18 protein-coding genes are annotated in these 19,848 nt (G+C 52.7%); 8 read left to right on the forward strand and 10 right to left on the reverse strand.

Translation table 11 applies throughout. The annotated features are described in order from the left end of the window. The first annotated feature begins 11 nt into the window (after positions 1–11). On the forward strand, positions 12–425 hold the full coding sequence (locus AC0LWT_RS12700; RefSeq protein WP_474681613.1) for a YmaF family protein: 414 nt from the start codon (positions 12–14) through the stop codon (positions 423–425). 851 nt (positions 426–1,276) lie between these two features. Here AC0LWT_RS12700 and AC0LWT_RS12705 read toward each other — a convergent pair. Further along, the gene (locus AC0LWT_RS12705) at positions 1,277–2,257 is read right to left on the reverse strand and encodes an aldose 1-epimerase (RefSeq protein ID WP_474681614.1); all 981 of its coding nucleotides are present in this window, start codon (positions 2,255–2,257) and stop codon (positions 1,277–1,279) included. Between the two features lie 27 nt (positions 2,258–2,284). After that, the gene (locus AC0LWT_RS12710; RefSeq protein WP_474681615.1) at positions 2,285–3,301 is read right to left on the reverse strand and encodes a CPBP family intramembrane glutamic endopeptidase; all 1,017 of its coding nucleotides are present in this window, start codon (positions 3,299–3,301) and stop codon (positions 2,285–2,287) included. A 53-nt stretch (positions 3,302–3,354) separates the two neighbouring features. Between AC0LWT_RS12710 and AC0LWT_RS12715 the strand changes: the two genes are divergently transcribed. Together AC0LWT_RS12715 and AC0LWT_RS12720 are read left to right on the forward strand one after the other, a co-directional pair. After that, positions 3,355–4,740 (forward strand): sensor histidine kinase, encoded by a 1,386-nt coding sequence (locus tag AC0LWT_RS12715; protein ID WP_474681616.1) that lies wholly within the window; start codon positions 3,355–3,357, stop codon positions 4,738–4,740. Between the two features lie 32 nt (positions 4,741–4,772). Then, the gene (locus tag AC0LWT_RS12720; RefSeq protein WP_474681617.1) at positions 4,773–5,447 is read left to right on the forward strand and encodes a response regulator; all 675 of its coding nucleotides are present in this window, start codon (positions 4,773–4,775) and stop codon (positions 5,445–5,447) included. Positions 5,448–5,455: 8 nt separating this feature from the next. Here the strand turns inward: AC0LWT_RS12720 and AC0LWT_RS12725 are convergent, their stop codons facing one another. Then, complete coding sequence (locus AC0LWT_RS12725) at positions 5,456–6,301, reverse strand: YitT family protein (protein WP_474681618.1); 846 nt, start codon at positions 6,299–6,301, stop codon at positions 5,456–5,458. A 258-nt stretch (positions 6,302–6,559) separates the two neighbouring features. On the opposite strand from AC0LWT_RS12725, the gene AC0LWT_RS12730 reads away from it, so the two are divergent. Beyond that, a complete protein-coding gene (locus AC0LWT_RS12730) occupies positions 6,560–8,671 on the forward strand; it encodes an LTA synthase family protein (RefSeq protein ID WP_474681619.1) in 2,112 nt (703 codons plus the stop codon). Between the two features lie 68 nt (positions 8,672–8,739). Here the strand turns inward: AC0LWT_RS12730 and AC0LWT_RS12735 are convergent, their stop codons facing one another. Beyond that, on the reverse strand, positions 8,740–9,762 hold the full coding sequence (locus tag AC0LWT_RS12735; protein ID WP_474681620.1) for a Gfo/Idh/MocA family protein: 1,023 nt from the start codon (positions 9,760–9,762) through the stop codon (positions 8,740–8,742). A gap of 43 nt (positions 9,763–9,805) precedes the next feature. After that, positions 9,806–10,582, reverse strand: coding sequence for a sugar phosphate isomerase/epimerase family protein (locus AC0LWT_RS12740; protein ID WP_474681621.1), 777 nt, complete (start codon positions 10,580–10,582; stop codon positions 9,806–9,808). A 142-nt stretch (positions 10,583–10,724) separates the two neighbouring features. Here AC0LWT_RS12740 and AC0LWT_RS12745 point away from each other — a divergent pair, with 142 nt between their 5' ends. Next, the gene (locus AC0LWT_RS12745) at positions 10,725–11,522 is read left to right on the forward strand and encodes an AraC family transcriptional regulator (protein ID WP_474681622.1); all 798 of its coding nucleotides are present in this window, start codon (positions 10,725–10,727) and stop codon (positions 11,520–11,522) included. Positions 11,523–11,540: 18 nt separating this feature from the next. On the opposite strand, the gene AC0LWT_RS12750 is transcribed toward AC0LWT_RS12745, so the two are convergent. Next, complete coding sequence (locus tag AC0LWT_RS12750) at positions 11,541–12,167, reverse strand: LysE family translocator (protein WP_474681623.1); 627 nt, start codon at positions 12,165–12,167, stop codon at positions 11,541–11,543. Between the two features lie 241 nt (positions 12,168–12,408). Between AC0LWT_RS12750 and AC0LWT_RS12755 the strand changes: the two genes are divergently transcribed. Beyond that, positions 12,409–12,636 carry a 3-dehydroquinate dehydratase gene (locus tag AC0LWT_RS12755; protein ID WP_474681624.1) on the forward strand — a complete coding sequence of 76 codons (228 nt, stop codon included), beginning with the start codon at positions 12,409–12,411 and terminating at the stop codon, positions 12,634–12,636. 95 nt (positions 12,637–12,731) lie between these two features. Here AC0LWT_RS12755 and AC0LWT_RS12760 read toward each other — a convergent pair whose 3' ends face one another. After that, positions 12,732–13,250: a DinB family protein gene (locus tag AC0LWT_RS12760; RefSeq protein WP_474681625.1), complete on the reverse strand. Its 519-nt coding sequence runs from the start codon at positions 13,248–13,250 to the stop codon at positions 12,732–12,734. An 84-nt stretch (positions 13,251–13,334) separates the two neighbouring features. Beyond that, positions 13,335–15,521 carry an alpha-galactosidase gene (locus AC0LWT_RS12765; protein ID WP_474681626.1) on the reverse strand — a complete coding sequence of 729 codons (2,187 nt, stop codon included), beginning with the start codon at positions 15,519–15,521 and terminating at the stop codon, positions 13,335–13,337. A gap of 839 nt (positions 15,522–16,360) precedes the next feature. Between AC0LWT_RS12765 and AC0LWT_RS12770 the strand changes: the two genes are divergently transcribed. Beyond that, positions 16,361–18,196: a UbiD family decarboxylase gene (locus tag AC0LWT_RS12770; protein ID WP_474681627.1), complete on the forward strand. Its 1,836-nt coding sequence runs from the start codon at positions 16,361–16,363 to the stop codon at positions 18,194–18,196. 87 nt (positions 18,197–18,283) lie between these two features. Here the strand turns inward: AC0LWT_RS12770 and AC0LWT_RS12775 are convergent, their stop codons facing one another. Both AC0LWT_RS12775 and fosB read right to left on the reverse strand, forming a co-directional pair. Beyond that, positions 18,284–18,616: a hypothetical protein gene (locus AC0LWT_RS12775; protein WP_474681628.1), complete on the reverse strand. Its 333-nt coding sequence runs from the start codon at positions 18,614–18,616 to the stop codon at positions 18,284–18,286. Between the two features lie 91 nt (positions 18,617–18,707). Continuing rightward, on the reverse strand, positions 18,708–19,133 hold the full coding sequence (fosB, locus tag AC0LWT_RS12780; protein ID WP_474681629.1) for a metallothiol transferase FosB: 426 nt from the start codon (positions 19,131–19,133) through the stop codon (positions 18,708–18,710). 258 nt (positions 19,134–19,391) lie between these two features. Here fosB and AC0LWT_RS12785 point away from each other — a divergent pair, with 258 nt between their 5' ends. Beyond that, a complete protein-coding gene (locus AC0LWT_RS12785; protein WP_474681630.1) occupies positions 19,392–19,586 on the forward strand; it encodes a hypothetical protein in 195 nt (64 codons plus the stop codon). The last annotated feature ends 262 nt before the right edge of the window (positions 19,587–19,848 follow it).

The following is a 19,848-nucleotide window of genomic DNA, read 5'->3' on the forward strand; positions in this document are numbered from 1 at the left end:
GGGCTTTTGCCGTGAAGTGCTTTCTCCCGCTTCCGCAAACGATATTCGCTCCGGCTCACGCGCATTTTTTTATCGCCATTACGTCGACGGACCTGAGTCATCACCATCTGCTGCGCCTCTACACATTCAGCGTCAACGGTACCGACGACGACGGTCATGTGCACCAATACAAAGGCATTTCCGGGATTAAATACGGACATTATCACCAATATTCCGGCATAACCGGTCCCGCCATCCCGCTGCCGGGAGGAAACCACGTTCACAGGATGGAAGGCATCGTCGAACCCAACCTGTATAACACACCCAGACGTGGAGATCTCCAAATATCCGCCCAAAAAGAAGGGCTCATCAATACGCCCCACCGCCATTCGTATTCCGGGGTTTCCGCAAAAGGATTCGGCTATGAGGGCTCGATTTTGCCGTAGCCTGAAAAGTGCTGCGCATGGACGTCCGGTGCTCCCGCGAATAGGAGCGGCCAGCCCGGGCGCAAGGGCGCATGGGTGCGCGCCGCAGGTCACGGGCCGAGCCCGAGCGCCGGGAACGGCAGGCTAGCCGGGCACAAGGGGCGAGCGGTACTGGGCACTAACCGCGCCTGAGTGCCGGGAAACCGGCGGGCTTGCCGTCAATTGTGCTTGGGAGTCCCTCGCAGGTCGAGGGGAAGCTCAAATGCGCAAAAAAACCTGCAATCGCACATCCCTTCGCTGCTCGATGACCTTGGTTCGAATAATTCCTGCAACTGTGCAGGCTTTCCGCCACGAAAATGGGCTCGGACTCGTTTTTATCGAACATTCCTGCACAATTGCAGGCTTTTCGCCAAAATGAACCATTTTTATGGAAAAAACCTGCACTTTCGCAGGTTTTTCGGGTCATGCCACAGATCAGCATGGACGGAAGGATATATCATCCACCTGCTGTTATGCCGATTCAAGGCGCGTTAGCGGGCTGTAGTGACTATGCGATCATGCTTCCACTGCTGAAAAACGGGGATGCGGGTTACCAAAGGGGCTGCCCATACAGATGAGGTTTGCACACGTTTACGGTTCCCATCGCGCGGATGCACCGTCAGCGTGCGGTGGGGCGGTGGTGGGACCTTAGCTCAGCATACACGGTACGGACTCTCCACACATGGTGCAGCTTTCTGCACGCATGGGCGGTCCCCAGCGCGCGGGTGCGCGGTCAGCGTGCGGTGGACGGTGGAAGTCGGGCTATGTTCTCAAATAAAAAAACCGAGGCTTTGGTCATACCACTCTGCCCTCGGTTTTTTTATTTCTTCTGCTTACGACAATGCTTCTACGCGAATTGACCATGCAAACGCAAAGCTGCCGCCTGCTGCTAGGCCTTGAGCCCCGGACGTTTGCGCCGGATACGGCTCATTGAATACGTTCATGATGCTGGTGTACGGCTCCAGCGACACTGCGTCCGTCCATGGCGCCGAATACAGCACATGGATCGGGAACTTGTCGCCCATGTCGAACACAAGCTTCGTGCCCCGCGCTTCATAGTGAAGCTCGCACGTCTGCGGGCCCGGCGCTATCGCAAGCATCTGTGAGCCGCCGGGGTACTCCGGCAGCTCCGCGACCGCAATGCCGCGCCGGAGCGCTTCGCACAGCGGCGACGGCTCCGGCAGCCCCGTCGCGTAGCCGTCCTCGCTCAGCGGCCACTCCGCCGCGGCGGGGATCAAGACGCGCACTCGCGCGGCCTCCCCCTTCGCGAACGCGAAGTAGGGGTGGAAGCCGAGCGAGAGCGGCATCGCCAGGTCGCTGCGGTTCACGACTTCACCGCTGAGCGACAGCGTACCGTCCAGCAGCCGGTACGTGAACCGAAAGCTGGCGGCGTGCGGAAAGTACGCCAGCATGTCCGGATGCTCCGCGAAGTCCATCTCCGCGGAGACGTACGCCCCGCCGGCCGCGTCCGCGCCGCCGGCGACGACTTTCCACGGCCGCTCGCGCAGCTCGCCGTGGGCATGGTGCGGCTCCCGGTTCCGCGGGAGCCGGTATTCGCGGCCTTCGAATGTGAAGGCCGCATGCTTGACGCGCCCCGGCGGGAACAGGATGGGCACGCCGTAGCGCGAAGACTGGGTGCGAAGCTCGGCCAAAGTGGCCGTCTTCGCGATGTAAGCCTCGTTTCGCACATCGAAGCGAAACAGGTGAAAGCCGACGGCCGGGACGATTTCGGCCTCCGCCCCGGCAGTTCGGTCGACGAGCCGGATCGTCGGCTCGCCGTCCCAGCTGGACGTATGGTATTCATAGCGATTCATCGTTAAAATGCCTCCTTGTATTTATGTTTATATGCCGCTTTTGCCAACCACAGCGGCAAATCGCGACTTCTTTTGATAATACGCATAGACGAGATACGTTCCCGCAATCAGCACGAAAGTCGTCACAAGGCTGCCTTCCGCGCCAAACGATCCGCCGGAAATCAGGGGGCTGCCGGTTCGTTCGAGCCGGATGGCCGATCCCGTCGGCGTACCCGAAACGAGGAAACCGTAAATGTTTCCCTGAAAAAAATTCCATGACACATGCATGCCGACCGGCATCCACAATCCTCCGGACGCTTCCCGGCTGACGCCGAACAGCAAGCCGGCCAGCAGCAGGTTCAGTATCGGCAGCGGCGTGCTCCACATTCCCGGGTTAAAGGAGTGCAGCAAAGCGAATACGAGTGCGGATACCGCTACGCCCGGCGCGGAGCCGAAACGGTTCTTAACGAGCCCCTGCAAGTACCCTCTTGCAAACAGCTCCTCGTTCAATGCCACGCCGATGAATAGCAGAAATCCCCACAGCCATTCTTTTCCCAGGAAATAACTCCATTCGAACGAGGCGAGCCTCACTCCCCGGAACAGCCAGATGAGCGCACAGCTCGCGGTGATGAAAATAAAGCCTGCGGCAAAGCCCTCTCCGATCCTCGTCCAGAACCGGATCGTGGCGAATCCCAGCGGCCAGCCTTTGCGCCTTTCGAATAAGGCGTACGCAGCAAAGACGCCGCCTGCAAAACCGACGAATTGCGCCCACATCGATCCTTGCGCAAACAAAGGATCCTGCATAATCAACTGGGCGATTTGCCAAGACGATTCGGAGCCGCCCATCAAATCGGGCCGCCTGCCAAGGACAACTGCGCCAAGCGCGAAAGCTAGCAGCACTGTGATGATCGTAGCAAAAAGCAGCGTGAGCAGCAATTTCCCCAAAATGGCGAAACAGGAAGCCAGCGGGCTTTTGCGTTCGTCTATTATGTCTCCTCCTCTCCGAATCCTACCAAAAGGAGATTCGAGAATTGGAGGCGATTTCCTGCTTGATGCCTTTTTCAAACTTCACTCTTGTGCAAAAGTAAGCTCCATGACACAATATAAGGAAACATCTGATGACGGAGGATTCCCGCTTCATGCTTTTCGTTTTGTTCGCTTTATGGATTATCGCCCTGCTATTGCTGTTCGTGGACCCGCGGTCAGGCACGATGCGCTGGATGAGCGCGGTTTCGTTCACCGGCGGTATCGGCGCGCTTGCGGCCGTCATGTCCAGCGACTTTGTTCCTTATATAAAGCAAGTCGTTCCCAACGAATCGATCGCCCTGCTCTTGTTTCGCATTCAAGCGGCAAGCTCGCTGCTTTCCTACTACGGGCTTCCTTATTCCTTCGCCATGCTGGCGCTGCAGTACAACCCGATCTGGCCGAAGGGGGCCATCCGCCGTTATTTACCGTACCTGCTGCTTCTGCCGCCGCTTGCGTGCGTGCTGTTTACGCCCGGCTATAACGAAGAAATTCCGATCTCGTTTCCGATCGTTGCAAGCTGGGCCATACCTTATATTATTGCGGGCTCCGTGCTTATTATCGTCAAAAAAGAGCGCCTTCCGGCCATGCGGCAGACACATTTGTTCACTTGTCTCGCTCTGCTGCCGCCGATTCTTTGCTTCGCCGTGCTCAATTACTTGATGCCCAGCCTCGGCTATTACAGGATGTGGATTTATCATCAGTGGATTTTGGCGTTCGTCGTGCCGTTCTTTGTGTATACGTTTTTCAAATACGGCTTCCTCGGCATCAGACTGCTGATCGAGCGGCGAAAGCTGGACTCGACGCTGCGCGCCATCACTTCGGGAACGGCGATTCTCAACCACGCCATCAAGAACGATGTGGGCAAAATGCGGCTGTTTCTCGATAAAATGAAGCAGCACGCCGAAGAGACGAATCAAACCGAGCTGCTGCAGGATATCGAAGTCGTCATGAACGCTTCGCTGCACATCCGCGACATGATCAGCCGGGTGCACGAGCAGACGCAGGAGCTCCCGCTCTCCGTCTCTCCCGTCAACCTGCAGCAGCTGGTGCAGGACACGCTGCTCTCGCTGCAGCCGCACCTCAGCGGCGTTCAGGTGCAGCACAGCGTTCCCGCGGCGCTGACGCTGCGGCTCGACCGCATTCAGATCGCGGAGACGCTGACCAATGTGCTGATGAACGCGGTCGAAGCGATGCCCGGCGGCGGAGAGCTTACCGTCAAGCTGTTTCCGGCCAAGAAACATTGGGTGCTCGAAGTGAGAGATACCGGCATCGGCATTGACAAATCGGCCATCAAACAAGTTTTGGAACCATTTTATACGACCAAAAGCGGGAGCCGCAACAATTTCGGACTCGGGCTCGCCTATTGCTACAGCGTGATGAAGAAGCACGGTGGTTCATTGCAGCTTGCGAGCGAACCCGGCAAAGGCACCAGCGTATTTCTCTCTTTTCCGGAAACGTGCCTGGTCGAATCAACATAGCTGCCAACGTATAACGCTCAGGAGGACTTGCCATGGAAACGATTAAAATTTGGATTGTCGAGGACGACCGGGACTGGCTGCGGGGATTGACCGCTTACCTGAACCGCCAGCCGGATTTGGACGTGGTGGCGACCGCTTCCACGGTCGAAGAAGCGCAGGTGCTTTTGAACGATTCAGAGCCGCTTGCCGACATCGCGCTGATGGACATTATGCTGGACGACAAGCCGGATGGGGTCCGCCTCGCGGAGCAAGCGCTGAACGCATGGGGAATCAAAGTGATTATGCTGACTTCCATGGAGGAAAAAGATTTGATCTTCCGTTCTTTTCAGGCGGGAGCCATCGATTATCAGATCAAATCCGGCTTCGAGGAGCTGCCTGAAGCGATTCGCGCCGCGCACAGGCGGCAAGCGCCGATCAATGCGGCCGTAGCCGAGCAGATGCGGGAAGAATTCCGCAGGCTGAAACGAATCGAGCATCAGTTCAAAATAAAGGAAGTAAGCGACCTGATTACGCCGACAGAGCTTCAGGTGCTGGAAATGATCGATCAGGGCCACACCCAGACGGAAATCGCAAACCGGTTCGTCATTTCCCTAAGAACGGTAAAAATTCACGTCGGCCATATTTTAAAAAAGCTCGGCAGTTCCAGCAGCAAAGAAGCCGCGCAAAAAGTGCGCGACCTCGGGTTGTTCGAACGGGATAATAAGTAAACGGACTCTTAATGGATGTCCTTCTTCTTGAACCGTCCGCCTTTGACATCGTGGATATTGCCGACGGCCAGAAACGCGCTCGCATCGAGCTCTTCCACGATGGATTTCAGCTTGGCTTCCTCCAGACGGGTGATTACGCAGAAAATGACTTTTTTGTTCTCACCGGAAAACCCGCCTTCGCCTTCCAAATAAGTAACCCCGCGTCCGAGCCGGTCAACCAGCGCTTCGCCGATTTCCCGGAACCGGTCGCTAATAATCCACACCGATTTGGACTCGTCAAAGCCTTCGATCGTAATATCGATCATTTTGTAAGCAATATAATACGCGATCAAGGAATACATGGCCCGGTCCCAACCGAATACGAACCCTGCGCTGCCGAGAATAAAGACGTTGATGAACATGACGATTTCGCCTACGGAGAAAGGCAGTTTTTTGGTTACGAGAATCGCGACGATTTCGGAGCCGTCAAGGGAACCGCCGAACCTGATGACCATGCCGACGCCGACACCGAGAATAATTCCCCCGAAGACAGTGGCAAGCAGCGGATCGATTGTTAGAGGTTGAACGGGATGAAGCAATGCCGTACCGATGGACATAACGAGGATGGCGAACAAGGTGGAGAGGGCAAACGTTTTGCCGATCATCTTGTATCCCAAGTAAATAAACGGAAGGTTAAGAATGGTAAGAAAGATACCTACGGGTAAGTCGAACAAATACGAGAAAATAATGGAAATGCCCGTGATTCCCCCGTCGATGATTTTGTTGGGAACCAGAAAAATTTCCAGACCGACCGCCATTAATGCTGCACCGAATATTAGAAAGACCGTGCGCCTAATAAAATTAAGCTTGGTCATCTTCTTGTGCTGCAGAGGGATTGCCGCCTTATTTTGAAATTTCACCTGCTGATTAGCCAGAATGATCTCCTCCTTCTCTGTATATGGTGTCTGCTTTCACTACTTTCTCCCCGCAGCCGCTATTTTCCTGCCAAAGAATGAAATTCCTTTCATATTCCTTTACATTTTAGTAAATGTCCCATCGAATATTCCAAACTCCCATGTTATAATTTCATATATTGTTTACAATTTCTTAATCAAATCTCATGGGAGAATGGCATGAACACACATCTTAACCGAATCTGGAGCGTGCTCAAGGCAAGGCTGCCGCTGCTTCTGACTGCTTTCGTTCCGGTAGCGATTATGGAAGTATTAAGCCGGGGGCATTATTTCGAGACCGTCTCCTGGGGCGCCCGGCATATGCTGCAGCTCATCTTTAATGTCTGGATCGTCCTCGCCTTCCTGCTTCTGTTTATGGCCGCCATCGGCCGTACGAAAGTCGCCTATTGGGCGATCAGCGCCGTCCTGCTAATTTTGGCGCTGGTCAGCGGCGTCAAGCTGAAAATACTTGGAATGCCTCTGCTGCCGTGGGATTTTGTATTGACCGGAGAAACTTCGGATATGGTCCAATATGTGACCAACATTTTCAACGTGCACGTGTTGGCAGGCCTGGTACTTTTTATCGGCGCCAGCTATTTTTTGCTCTACAGAACCCGGTTGTTTATGAAAAAGGTGCCTTTGCGGGAACGGGGAATGCTCGCCCTTGCGGGCATCCTGATGCTTGCCGCGGTCTATACCGACTCGCCGCTGCCCATACAAAAGTGGTTCGGTATCCAAGCCAACATGTGGAACCAGGCGGAAAATACGAAAGACAACGGCTTCGCGCTTGCTGCCCTGCTTAACGCCAAGACGATGTGGGGCGATCAGCGCGACGGCTACAACGACAAAGCGGTTGAGGCCATTGTCAGCCAGACCGCCAAACCGGACAAAGCCGGCGCTGTGCCAAGCGACATCAAGCCCAATGTCATTGTCGTGCTCAGCGAATCGTTCTGGGACCCTACGCTGATTAAAGGCGTACAGTTCAGCCGCGACCCAATCCCGTTCTTCCATAAGCTTCAAAAAGAAGCGACCAGCGGCTGGATGTTGTCTCCGCAATACGGCGGAGGTACGGCGAATGTGGAATTTGAGGTGTTAACCGGCAATTCCATGCGTTTTCTGCCGCAAGGCTCGATCGCCTACAACCAGTTTATTATGCATGAAGTCGATTCTTTGGCCGCCATCTATGCGCGTCAAGGGTACACGTCGACGGCCATAGGCCCTTTTCACAACTGGTATTTCAACAGCAACAAAGTTTACCAGGATTTCGGTTTCAGGAAATATATTCCAATCGAATACTTCAAGCCGAATTATTCCGGACCGTACATCGCCGACAGCGAAGTGGCGGAAAATATATTCCGCGCCACCCGTTCAAGCGAAGGGCCCGATTTTGTGTTCGCCAATACGATGGAAAATCATTTTCACTACTTCCCGGGCAAGTTTCCGAAAAATACGATCGATGTGTCGGGCAATATGGCGCCTTCCTCGCAGGGCATGCTGGAAACGCTGGCACAGGGCATCAGCGCCGCAGACAACATGCTGAAATCGCTTGTCGAGCATTATGAGAAAAGCGGCGAACCGACCATTATCGCGTTTTGGGGGGACCATCTGCCGTCGCTTGGAGACGACTACGCTACATATATCGACACCAAATATATTAGCGGCAAAGACGATCCGGATTTCCTGAAAAAAATGTACAGCGTTCCACTGGTCGTCTGGAACAACTTCGACAAGGAGCGGAAAGACCGGCTGAATTTCAGCCCTTCATTTCTTGGGCCTTACTTAATTGAACTTTCAAGACAGCGGGGTAATTATTATACCGATTTTTTACATGAGCTGTCAAAAAAAATACCCATTATTCCTCCAAAAGACAAGTTCGCGGCGATGAACATCGATGAAGCCGATTTGAAAGATTACGAAACGCTGCAGTACGACATCCTTTTCGGCGGCCGCCATGCGTACAAAGAATACACGGCCCCGATTATCGATCCGAAGTATATGCTTGGCTTCGGGCCGATTACGATCGAGAAAGTTGAAGCCGATACTCAGGACCTTTCAGGGCGGTCCTCGGTGACGATCAGCCTGACCGGAACGAACTTCCCTCCGCTCGGCTGCGCCACGCTCAACGGCAAGCCTCTGCCGACGACGTGGCAAAATGAGCAGTCCCTTACGGCCAAAGTCGAAGGCGATCTGTTAAAGCCCGGAATTTGGGACATTCAAGTTACCGTGAAAGATTCCAAGGAAGCCGTCATCGGACGCTCGAATTCGTGGCCGATCGAGATCGGCGGCAGATAGACGCAGCACGAACAAATCCCCTTGCGGCACGGAGGCCGCAAGGGGATTTTTGCTAAAGTTCGAATTGATTAGGAAACAGGCACGATTTTGCCGGTAGCTTGAGATTCGAAAGCCGCAAGAATGACGTTCAGGGAACGCATGCCTTCTTCTCCCGAAATTCTAGGCGCTTTGCCTTGTTTGACGCAATCGATAAACTCATCGATGACACCGCTGGAGGTTTGCTTCTCGTTGGTCGCGATCGCACCCACTTTGTAACGCTCCACAGAGCCGTCAAGCAGTTCGACGATCACCTGATCTTCGGGATGCGTGCCGATTTTCATGACGCCGTTCTCGCACCAGAGGACGGTGCTGTTGTCTTCGCCTTTGTAGTAAGTCCAGCTCGCAACGAGCGTGCCGATCGTTCCGCTTTTCATGCGCAGCAGGCAAGTCGCGTTGTCGTCGACCGCCGTTCCTTCTTTGTGAAGCGTGTTTACGAATGCGGCAACTTCCGCTACTTCGTCGCTCAGCAGCCAACGAATCAAGTCCGATTTGTGCACGCCGAGATCGCCCATGGCGCCCATGATCGCCTCTTCCTTGCGGAAAAACCAGCTGCCGCGGCCGTCAATGCTCCAGCGCTCAGGACCGGGATGGCCGAAGGACGTGCGGAAAGTCAGCACTTTACCCAGCCTGCCCGTATCGAGGATTTCTTTCGCTTTGACGTGCGGAGGCATCAATCTTTGGTTGTGTCCGACCATCAAAAATACGCCGTTCTTCTTCGCCGCTTCGATCATCGCTTTCGCTTCTTCTTCCGTAGAAGCCATCGGCTTCTCAACCAGTACGTGCGCTCCGGCGTTTGCCGCGGCGATGGAAACTTCCGCGTGCAAATAGTTCGGTGTGCACACGCTGACCGCGTCCACTTTTTCCTGCTTCAGCAGCTCTTGGTAGCTGCTGTATGCTTTGCCGCCGTAAGTTTGCGCGTATTCCTCGGCTCTTTCTACAACCGGATCTGCAAATGCAACGAGTTCTACATTTGGATTCCAGCCATACTCGGGAATATGGCGATGCTTGGAAATCGAGCCGCATCCAATGACGGCTACTCTAATTTTGCTCATAGTTTCGTGGTCTCCTTTTGTTTAGCAAAGTCTGTTAGAATAATTAGCTGCGAACTCCGGTGTAGTGTTCTTTAATCCAGTTCAGGCTGTTTTCAACGCTCGTAAGCGGCGCTTTTTGGCAGTGGTCCTGCTCGACGACGAGCCACTGAGCGCCTGCTTTTTCTGCGGCTTCAATGACTTTATCCAGCTGCACATCGCCCAGTCCGAGCTCCAGCGTAACGATTTTGCCCTCTTCATTTTTCGTGAAATCCTTGAAGTGAACGAGCGGCAGACGTCCCGCATACTTGGCGATATAGGCAAGCGGATCCTGGCCGGCAAACTGAACCCAGCAAACGTCCATCTCCACATTGATCGCGCTGTCGCCTGTATTGGCATACATGGCGTCAAAAACAAACTCGCCGCCCAGCTTTTCATGAAATTCAAAATCATGGTTATGATACAAAAATTGCAGGCCTTGCTTTTTGGACTCCGCGGCGGCGCTTTCGCAGAAGCTGATGATTTCTTTCCAATCGTCCGCATTTTGGCGCTGTTCCGGCAAAACGTAAGGGCAAATGATATATTTCGCATCCAATGTTTTCAAATAATCGATTTCGCCTTGCAGATTGTTGCGCAGATTATCCAGGCTTACGTGGCTGCCGATAGCTTTCAGGCCGAGCTCGTCAAGAAGCTGCTTCAGCTCTCCGGCAGGCTTGCCGTAGTAGCCGGCAAATTCTACGCCTTCGTAACCGAGTTTGGCTACATGGCGGAGCGTTCCTTCCATATCTTTTTGCATATCATCTCTGAGCGTGTACAGCTGAAGACCGATTCCTAAGCGCTCCATTCGATTTCCTCTTTTCCATCATGCGTATTTTTGTTAAAAAACAATGAACCTATTTGATTATCATTATAACGGATTGTGGCGGATATTGTACATTCACGATATAATCAGAACATATCCTATTTGGCTACGAAAGGTGAAGCGAATGGAGACGGAGATTTTAACTTGCGGCTATTCCTATCATATGGAGAAATTCGAGGTCAGCAGCAAAAGCGGACTTAGCTCCTACCTGTTCCGCCTGCAGACGGAAGGCCGCTGCGAAGCTCTTGTGGATGGGCGCATGCGGAAGGTGGAGGCCGGCGATCTGCTGCTTTTTCAGCCCGACGACCCGTATGAGCTGAAAATCGATCGACAGCCGGATCAGCCTGATGCCAAAATATCCAGCGGCGACTATTACTTGTTTTGCAAAGGCTCCTGGATTGAGGCATGGTGGGCGGGCAAGCCCAAGGCGACCTGCAGCCGCATCGATTTGGATGCGAGGCTGATTTCCTTGTGGCGCCAGCTCATTTTGGAAAAACGGCGGATGGAAGAGGAAAACAAGGAGCTCAGCGGCTATTTGCTGCGCGCGCTTTGCCTGTATGTGGAGAGAGCCGCCGGCGAGACGATCACGCTGCAGGGCAGACCTTTTACCGGGACGAGGATGAAGCGGTTTATCGAAGCGCATGCGACATCGACGTTCAAAATCGAAGATGTCGCCGACCACGTCGAGCTCAGCGTCTCCCGCGCCGTTCACCTGTTCAAAGAATGCTTCGGCAAAACGATGATCCAGTACGCCCTGGAGGTTCGCCTGTCCAGCGCAGTCGAACGCATGCACGACAGCTCCATGTCGCTGGAGCAGGTGGCGGAAACTTGCGGATTCGGCAGCTACCCGTACTTTCACCGCGCCTTCAAGCAAAAGTACGGAATTTCGCCGAAGCTGTTCAGGCAGCAGGCCCCGCAGTAGGCCCGGAAAGCCGAATTCTTAAGGCTTCGTCATTCTGAGCAGATGGATGCCCAGGCCGATAAACAGAATGCCGGACAGCTTGTTCATGTAATTGGACAACGAGCCTGTCCGCAGCCGCCGCGACGCCCATTCCGCGGCGAGCACGATGAAGGTGCACCAGAGCGTCCCCGTTGCAATAAAAGTCAGACCCAGAATGAGAAAAGGCAGCGCTCCGTACGAATTGTCCGCCGAAACGAACTGCGGCAAAAACGCCAAATAAAAGAGCGCTACCTTCGGGTTGAGCAGGTTCGTAAACAAGCCCTGCGCATATATTTTCCGCTGCGCCGCATGTCCGATTTGACCCGATCCGTTATCCGGCGATTTTGACCTGAACGTTTTAATCCCCATATAAATCAAATAGGCCGCTCCCAGCCATTTGATCACCTGGAACGCAATCACCGATTTCATCAAAATGAGCGACAATCCGAAAGCGGCGAGCACCGTATGTATCAAAGCCCCCGAAACTATGCCGAACACGGACATCATTCCCGCAGACCTGCCTTGCGCCATACTTCTCCCGAGAATATAGAGCGTATCGCTGCCCGGCACCATATTCAAAACAAGCCCGGAAATGATAAAAACCGCAAAATTATCGATCCCAAACATGCTATTCTCTCCCCATTCCCTCTCCCTGTTTCAACTAAAAATACCACAAAAGCTCCTGACCGCATACCGCTCCATCCAAAATGGCAAATATTTCTCTGCGAACTGGAACATTTCATCGTTTTTCCTCGTATAAGGTAAGTGAACCGGGGTATTGTTTTAAAACTGTAAAACTATTTTAATGTTAGATTAATAATTGTCCTTTATGCTAGTGTCATATCCAATTGTTAGGATGGTGAAAGTCATGAAAATGTTTATTACAATTCAAAACAAAACAGTGCCCGTATACTCAGATGAAAAAAATAAAAAGAAATTCAATTTGCTTAAATCCGCCCTGGAAGCTAAAGTCGTAAAAGGACGCAGAGCGATCAAAAAATGTCTCGATTCCATCATCAGCATCGAGATTATCGGCTGTGAAGCGATTCTTCATTCTTTTAACGAAAGAGATTCTCTTGCATTGTCTCTCTATTAGGGCGATGCAAGATTTTTCTGGTACATAGTTGCTTGCGGCAAAAAAAGGAACGGAGCTTTTCGGGCTTCGTTCCTTTTTGCGCTTTATTTCGGCTGTTAGACGAGATACTTTTCTTTCAAAACGTGCAAATGGTGCTGGGCATGACCGGCAAACGTATAAGCGACCGACCGGGCCGATATCCGGTTGCCGATAACCAGACCTGTCCGCACCCAGGCTTCGTCCGAAATCGTCGGGAATAGTGTCAGCGAGGCTTGGCGCACAGCTTTGAAATCGGCCAGCAGCTCGGCAAGCGTCAGCTTCGCAAACGAGGCCGCTTGCATGAACGTATCCTGATCGAAGCCCGGCAGCGATATGTCGGAGTCCCCGCGGGCGATCCGCAGCAGCCGGTAGCTCATGATCCGCTCCGTATCCGTTATATGTCCGAGCACTTCCTTCACGCTCCACTTGCCCGCGGCGTACGCGGTGTTCCCCTGCTCCTCGGAGACAGGGGCCAAGAGCGCTTCTATTTCTTCCCCTTGGCGGCGAAGAAACTGCATGTAATCTCCGTCCGGCACCAGTTGGATATAATCGGCGACATAAGAGTAATATTCACTGCTTTCAGGGCGTTTCAGCATAAGATCTAAGCTCCTCTCGGAAAATGGAATAATAGCGTTTATCTCTCATTTTAGCGCAAGATGAGCCGAGTTCCAAATCTTTGCTTACACGCTGCGGCGCAGCAGCCAGAGCTTGCTCTGGAAGTCCCCACGCAGCCTGGGGACAGGGAGCCCGGCGTACATCAGATGATCGCCGGGGTACACGCTGCCGTCGATTTCATAGTCGGCGTCGGGATCGAGCCCTTTCAGCCGCAGCCATTGCAGCGGCGAATTCGCTTCTGCAAGCTCGCGGAAGTAAGCAACCATTGCTTCCGAGCGATCCTCCGAGACGACCATCCAGGCCGTCTCGCCGCCCTCGAACGGGCTGAGCAGCCTGTACAGCTCGCCGAACTGAACGAGCGGACGGATCTGCTTGTACGTCTCGATCTGCCGCTTAACCTCCGCTTGTTCCTGCTCGCCGAACTTGGCCAAATCCAACTCGTAGCCAAAATTACCCGACATCGCAACGTGCCCCCGCATTTCGAGCGATGTCACGCGGTGAACCTGATGGTTCGGCACTTCCGATATGTGAGCCCCCATGGAGCTGATCGGATACACGATGCTCGTGCCGTATTGGATTTTCAGCCGGCTGACCGCGTCCGTATTATCGCTTGTCCACGTCTGAGGCATATAGTACAGCATGCCGGGATCGAAGCGGCCGCCGCCGCCGGAACAGCTTTCGAAAAGAACATGCGGGAATTCCGCCGTGATTTGCTCCAAAACCCGGTACAGGCCGAGCATGTAGCGGTGCGCCGTCTCTCTTTGCCGCTCGGGAGGCAGCGCGGCCGAGCCGATTTCCGTCATATTGCGGTTCATATCCCATTTGACATACGTAATCGGGGCGCTGCGCAAAATATCGCCGACTCGCTTGGCGATTTCGTCGCAAACGTCCTGACGCGAGAAATCGAGGATGAGCTGCTGGCGGCCTTCCGTTCTTCTCCGGTCCGGCACGTGCAGGCACCAATCGGGATGGCTCCGGTACAGCTCGCTGTCCGGGGAAACCATTTCCGGCTCGAACCACAGGCCGAACTCAAGGCCCAGGCTGTTAACCCTGGACGCCAAATCCTCCAGCCCTTTCGGCAGCTTCGCCTCGTTGACAAACCAGTCCCCGAGCGAGCTGTTGTCGCTCTCGCGTTTACCGAACCAGCCGTCGTCAAGCACGAACAGCTCGATGCCGAGCTCCTTACCGGCGCGGGCAATGCGCTCGATTTTGTCCGCATCGAATTGAAAGTAAGTCGCTTCCCAGTTGTTGACGAGCACGGGCCGGGCCTTGTCGCGGAATTCCCCGCGGCACAGCCGGGTCCGGTACAGCTTGTGATACGTCCGGGACATCTCCCCGAGTCCGCCGCCCGCATACACCATGACGGCTTCCGGCGTCTGGAACGATTCGCCCGGCTGAAGCAGCCAGCTGAAATCAAAAGGGTTGATGCCCATCGAAACCCTTGCGCTGCCGTAAGGATCGACCTCGGCATGAGCGGCAAAATTGCCGCTGTATACGAGGCTGAAACCGTACACTTCCCCGTGCTCCTCGCCGGCATCCTTCGCCATCAGCGCAATGAACGGATTGTGCTGGTGGCTGCTCGAACCCCGCCTGCTCTCTACGGTCAGCTTGCCGGGCCCAAGCGGTCTTTTCCCCAGATGCCTTTCTCTCGCCCAATTCCCCGACAAGTGAAGAAGATCGTAATCGCCGTGCTTAAAATCCACACTCGCGCTGAGCGCGCGAAGCAGCTTGAGATCGGCGGAGCCTTCGTTCGTCAATCGCACCGACCTGGCAATCGCCGAATGCCCCGCGAAAACCGTATATACGAGCACGGCGCGCAGGCCAATCGCGGAGTCAACCAGCTCCAGCTCCAGCGTCTCCGCTTCCGCTTCGCTCTCGGTATACGTTGCCGGAAGCCCTTCCAGCTTCGGCTTTCCTTTATAAATGCGGTGCCGGTCATAGACCAGCTCCGTTATCGTCGACCCGTTAGGCTGCGCCACCTGATAGGCGGGCTCGCGGTAATCGCTGGTGCCGTAAGCCGGGTATTCCTGCGGCAGCGTGTCAAACGAGATGCTGCGGTCTTCGCGGACCGGGTTCGGCGAGAACGAGCTGCGCTCGGTGAATTGCAAAATCGAAGCGAGCCGGCCGTCCCTGATCTTGCGCCCCCAGTATACGTGCGCAGGGTAAGCGGATTTAACAAGCTGAATGACGTAGCTCATATCTTTGCTTTGCAAATGAAACAACTGCTGCGACGGTTCATACGTAATGCTCATGCTTTTCTCACCTTTCCGGGACATATGGATTCATTATCCTATTTCCCGGGACTCAATACTATGGACAAAATCCGCATTCATATGGACAAATGTAGTTTTCCTCAACCCACGCCTCTCCTGCACGAATTGTGGGGCTGAAGCAGGAAGGCATGGTCGCTTGGCAGAGAGAAAACCTGCACAACCACTCTTCCCCAGTCCATACCTCTCCTGTACAGATTGCGTAGCTGAAGTGGGGGCGCAAGGCAGCCTTATAGGGAAAAAACCTGCGAAAGTGCAGGTTTTCCCTCTGAAATTGGCTTGTTTTGGCGAAAAACCTGCAAAAGTGCAGGAATTTTCGTTGAAAGTGAGTATGAGGGTATGTGTTCGGTGAAAAGCCTGCACTTTTGCAGGAATTGTTCGTGGCCAGGCGATCAAGGACGCAAATTCATGTATTTTTGCAGGTTTTCTTCGTGCAGCCAAGCAGATTGTGCGGCCGGCCACAACGTGCGAGTTTTTCAACAACCTGACATGTCCCTCTTCTGATAGCTGCACTAAATAACGCGTTTGGTGTCTTTTTTGGGGACCTTATTACTCATCATTCTGTATTTGTTTGGATCAAAAACCTTGGTTCGAGGTCTGACGGGTGGGGCTGTTAAGGGATGACATTTTCAATAGAGTCCCAGAGGATTTTGTGGAATTTTTACGTTCAAGATGATGGGGGATACGGGATGCAGGCTCATTAAAGGAATGCATAATACAACACGTCGATGTGACGTGTTTTTGTATTTGGCGATATTTGTTGTAGAATGACATTATTACATAGGCCTTTTGGGGAATAGCTATCCGATTGGAGCAAAATAATGATCTATCAAAATTTAGAAGAATGCTTAGTTGATTTAGAAAAGAACGGACATTTGATTCGCATTCATGAAGAAGTTGATCCTGAGCTTGAAATGGCTGCCATACATATGAAAGTACATGAAGCGGGTGGTCCGGCCTTATTATTCGAGAATGTAAAAGGTTCGAAGTTTAGGGCGGTATCCAACATTTTTGGTACAGTGGAGCGCAGCAAATATATATTTCGAGATACTTGGGAAGGCGTGCAAAACGTAATCTCTTTGCGAAGCGATCCCATGAAAGCAATGAAAAGCCCCCTTAAACATATCGGTACGGGACTCGCTGCATGGAAAGCCCTGCCAATCAAAATATCCGGTGGCCTGCCGGCTGATTTTGAGGAAATCAGCATTGCCGACCTCCCTCTCATCAAGCACTGGCCAGAGGACGGCGGTGCATTCGTCACCCTGCCTCAAGTGTATTCGGAAGATCCAGAGAAACCTGGAATTATGAATTCCAATCTGGGGATGTATCGGATTCAATTAACAGGGAACGAGTATGAATTAAATAAAGAGATCGGCATGCATTATCAGATTCATCGCGGCATCGGAGTCCACCAGGCAAAGGCAACCAAGCTAGGAGCCCCTTTAAAAGTAAGCTGTTTTATTGGCGGGCCGCCGGCGCATACGTTGTCAGCGGTTATGCCCTTGCCCGAAGGCATGAGTGAGATTACCTTTGCAGGCTTGCTCTCAGGGCGCCGCTTCCGCTACAGCTATATCGATGGCTATTGTATTAGTCATGATGCTGATTTTGTTATCACAGGAGAAATATATCCTGGCGAAACCAAGCCGGAGGGCCCTTTCGGCGATCATTTGGGCTATTACAGCCTTACGCATCCTTTTCCCCTCGTGAGAGTGCACAAAGTATATGCCAAGAAGAATGCAATCTTTCCATTTACTGTCGTTGGCAGGCCGCCTCAAGAGGATACGGCATTCGGCGCATTAATTCACGAACTGACAGGTGACGCGATCAAGCAAGAAATTCCAGGTGTCAAAGAAGTTCATGCCGTAGATGCTGCGGGCGTACACCCCTTACTTTTTGCGATTGGCAGCGAACGTTACACGCCCTATCAACAAGTCAAACAACCTGCTGAGCTGCTCACGATAGCTAACCGAATTTTAGGGACGGGACAAGTTAGCTTAGCCAAGTATTTATTCATCACAGCAGAAGAGAGCCAGCCACTCAATTCACATGATGTGGAGCATTTCTTAACCTATATTTTGGCTCGAATTGACCTACATCGGGATCTTCATTTTTATACCAATACGACCATAGACACACTAGATTACTCAGGTCCGGGCTTAAATAGCGGCAGTAAGGTTGTGTTCGCAGCAGTCGGAGATAAAAAAAGGGATTTATGCTTAGAGGTTCCTGGCATTTTCAACGAAATACCGGGGGTCCAACATGCGCGTTTGGTGATGCCGGGAATTGTCACGATTCAGCTTTCTGAATTTAAAAGTTACGGCGAGTCGCAGGTTGAAATGAAAGATTTATGCGAGGCTATTGGAGCAAAGGGCCCGCTCCCTGCTTGTCCAATGATCATCGTCTGCGATGACAGCCAGTTTATGAGCGCCGCAATTGACAATTTTCTTTGGGCTACCTTTACGCGCAGCAATCCTTCACATGATATTTATGGCGTGAATAGTTATTATGAGAATAAGCATTGGGCTTGCGATAATGTTGTGATTGATGCCCGAATTAAACCGCACCAAGCACCGCCATTAATACCGGATCCAACGGTTGAACAAAACATCATGCGGTTATTTGCCAAAGGCGCCAGTTTAGGCGGCGATCAAAAGTAAAGAGTAAAAGCAGCATCACAACCTTAGGGATTGTGGTGCTGTTTACTTTTGCAGCCACGGTAGCTAGTCGGCTTGCTCAGGGACAAATCAGACTATCTTGCTGTGCACCAGAGAGGCGTCTTTCGCCGCCTCATCGCAGTTCCAATTGCCCGCGTAGGCAGTCAGGACCTCGTTGTCCGCGTTATAGTTCGTGGTGGCGACAATGAAATTTGTATTGGCGCCGGTAAAAATAGCATGTACAGAGAAACGCGCGCTTACCCAGCTTTCGTACTTGATGAAATTGATAAAGGCATCACGTCCAACTTTACCGATCACCATGCCATCCATCAACCGAGCATATTCTCCCATAATCCCCCGAATTTCGGATTGTGTACCACTGTGGTGGAACAATTTCTTTTCGGCGAGAGCCGGTGTTTCCATCTTTGTAAGCCCGTATCGCGTTCAACCGACCGCCGTCATGCAGCGTAACACCGCGCGCTGGGAGCTGCACGCGGTGCGAAAAGGCAGCTTTTCAATCTTCATAAAAGATCATGTGGCTTTTCTCGTCGCGGTAATAGCTGAGCCTGTCCTGCAAAGTTCCCGTATGAAACTCAAATTTATGCCCGTCAGGGTCGGTAAAATATATCGACAAACGGTCCCGCTCGCTTCTCGCTCTTCCGGACAGCACGTTCACGCCCAGCCGGGTCAAGCGTTCCCAATGGGCCTCGTAATCTTCTTCGCTGATCGTAAAAGCCATGTGCGTGTAAGATTGGTGGATTTCATTCCTGGGAATATCTTCCTCGACGTTCAAAGCCAGCCAAAGGCCGTCCAAATCAAAATAAGCCAGCTTTCGTCCTTTGACCAGCAGCTTCGCCCCGAATACCTGTTCGTAGAAACGGATGGAGCAATCCAGATCGGATACGGAAAAAAGCAAGTGATTGATTCCCTGTAGTTTCATTATCGGTCCCCTCTCTAAGCGCTAGTCCGACTAGGAGTCTGTCCGAAGAACCACGTAGAAGGTATGTATCTGCAAAATGACAGCAATTATGCAGCGTAAGCGGCAATATATGCAGTCATTATTTACCTGGTAGCACAAAAGTAACTCCGCCCGCCAGACTCCTAGCGGCTAACTTCTACGATACCATAATCGGGATAGCGGATCACTGCAAAAGCAAGTATGATAGGAAAGATACATTCAACGATGCGAGGTGCGCACATGAGAACCGAAAACCAACTGAAACGCAAAAAAAACGAGCTGCTGCTGCAGCGGCAATCACTGCAGTCGCGCCTGGAGCAAGCGGCGTCGCCCGCTGAAGCGGAGTCTCTTCAAACGCAGACCGACCGATTGGCGGACATGATCGATCTGCTCGATTGGGTGCTGAACGAACCGTCAGGAAGCTACCACGCTTGAAAAGCCCCCCGCGTCAGAATCGGTAGCCACAATCTGCCAAGCTGTACGAAGAAAACCTGCAAAAATACATGAATTTGTGCCCGCGATCCGCTAGCCACGAACAATTCCTGCAAAAGTGCAGGCTTTTCACCAAACACATAGACTCATTACTCACTTTCGGCGAAAATTCCTGCGCTTTTGCAGGCTTTTCGCCAAAACAAGCCAATTTAAGAGAAAAAAACTGCACTTTCGCAGTTTTTTTCCTTAGCAAGCTGATTTTTGC

This window comes from Paenibacillus sp. sgz302164, assembly GCF_056120505.1.

Coding starts and splice junctions, on each gene's coding strand:
- AC0LWT_RS12705 (WP_474681614.1), bottom strand. CDS start 2,257: ATGAATCGCTATGAATACCATACGTCCAGCTGGGACGGCGAGCCGACG.
- AC0LWT_RS12715 (WP_474681616.1), top strand. CDS start 3,355: ATGACGGAGGATTCCCGCTTCATGCTTTTCGTTTTGTTCGCTTTATGG.
- AC0LWT_RS12720 (WP_474681617.1), top strand. CDS start 4,773: ATGGAAACGATTAAAATTTGGATTGTCGAGGACGACCGGGACTGGCTG.
- AC0LWT_RS12725 (WP_474681618.1), bottom strand. CDS start 6,301: ATGACCAAGCTTAATTTTATTAGGCGCACGGTCTTTCTAATATTCGGT.
- AC0LWT_RS12730 (WP_474681619.1), top strand. CDS start 6,560: ATGAACACACATCTTAACCGAATCTGGAGCGTGCTCAAGGCAAGGCTG.
- AC0LWT_RS12735 (WP_474681620.1), bottom strand. CDS start 9,762: ATGAGCAAAATTAGAGTAGCCGTCATTGGATGCGGCTCGATTTCCAAG.
- AC0LWT_RS12740 (WP_474681621.1), bottom strand. CDS start 10,582: ATGGAGCGCTTAGGAATCGGTCTTCAGCTGTACACGCTCAGAGATGAT.
- AC0LWT_RS12745 (WP_474681622.1), top strand. CDS start 10,725: ATGGAGACGGAGATTTTAACTTGCGGCTATTCCTATCATATGGAGAAA.
- AC0LWT_RS12750 (WP_474681623.1), bottom strand. CDS start 12,167: ATGTTTGGGATCGATAATTTTGCGGTTTTTATCATTTCCGGGCTTGTT.
- AC0LWT_RS12755 (WP_474681624.1), top strand. CDS start 12,409: ATGAAAATGTTTATTACAATTCAAAACAAAACAGTGCCCGTATACTCA.
- AC0LWT_RS12760 (WP_474681625.1), bottom strand. CDS start 13,250: ATGCTGAAACGCCCTGAAAGCAGTGAATATTACTCTTATGTCGCCGAT.
- AC0LWT_RS12765 (WP_474681626.1), bottom strand. CDS start 15,521: ATGAGCATTACGTATGAACCGTCGCAGCAGTTGTTTCATTTGCAAAGC.
- AC0LWT_RS12770 (WP_474681627.1), top strand. CDS start 16,361: ATGATCTATCAAAATTTAGAAGAATGCTTAGTTGATTTAGAAAAGAAC.
- AC0LWT_RS12775 (WP_474681628.1), bottom strand. CDS start 18,616: ATGGAAACACCGGCTCTCGCCGAAAAGAAATTGTTCCACCACAGTGGT.
- fosB (WP_474681629.1), bottom strand. CDS start 19,133: ATGAAACTACAGGGAATCAATCACTTGCTTTTTTCCGTATCCGATCTG.
- AC0LWT_RS12785 (WP_474681630.1), top strand. CDS start 19,392: ATGAGAACCGAAAACCAACTGAAACGCAAAAAAAACGAGCTGCTGCTG.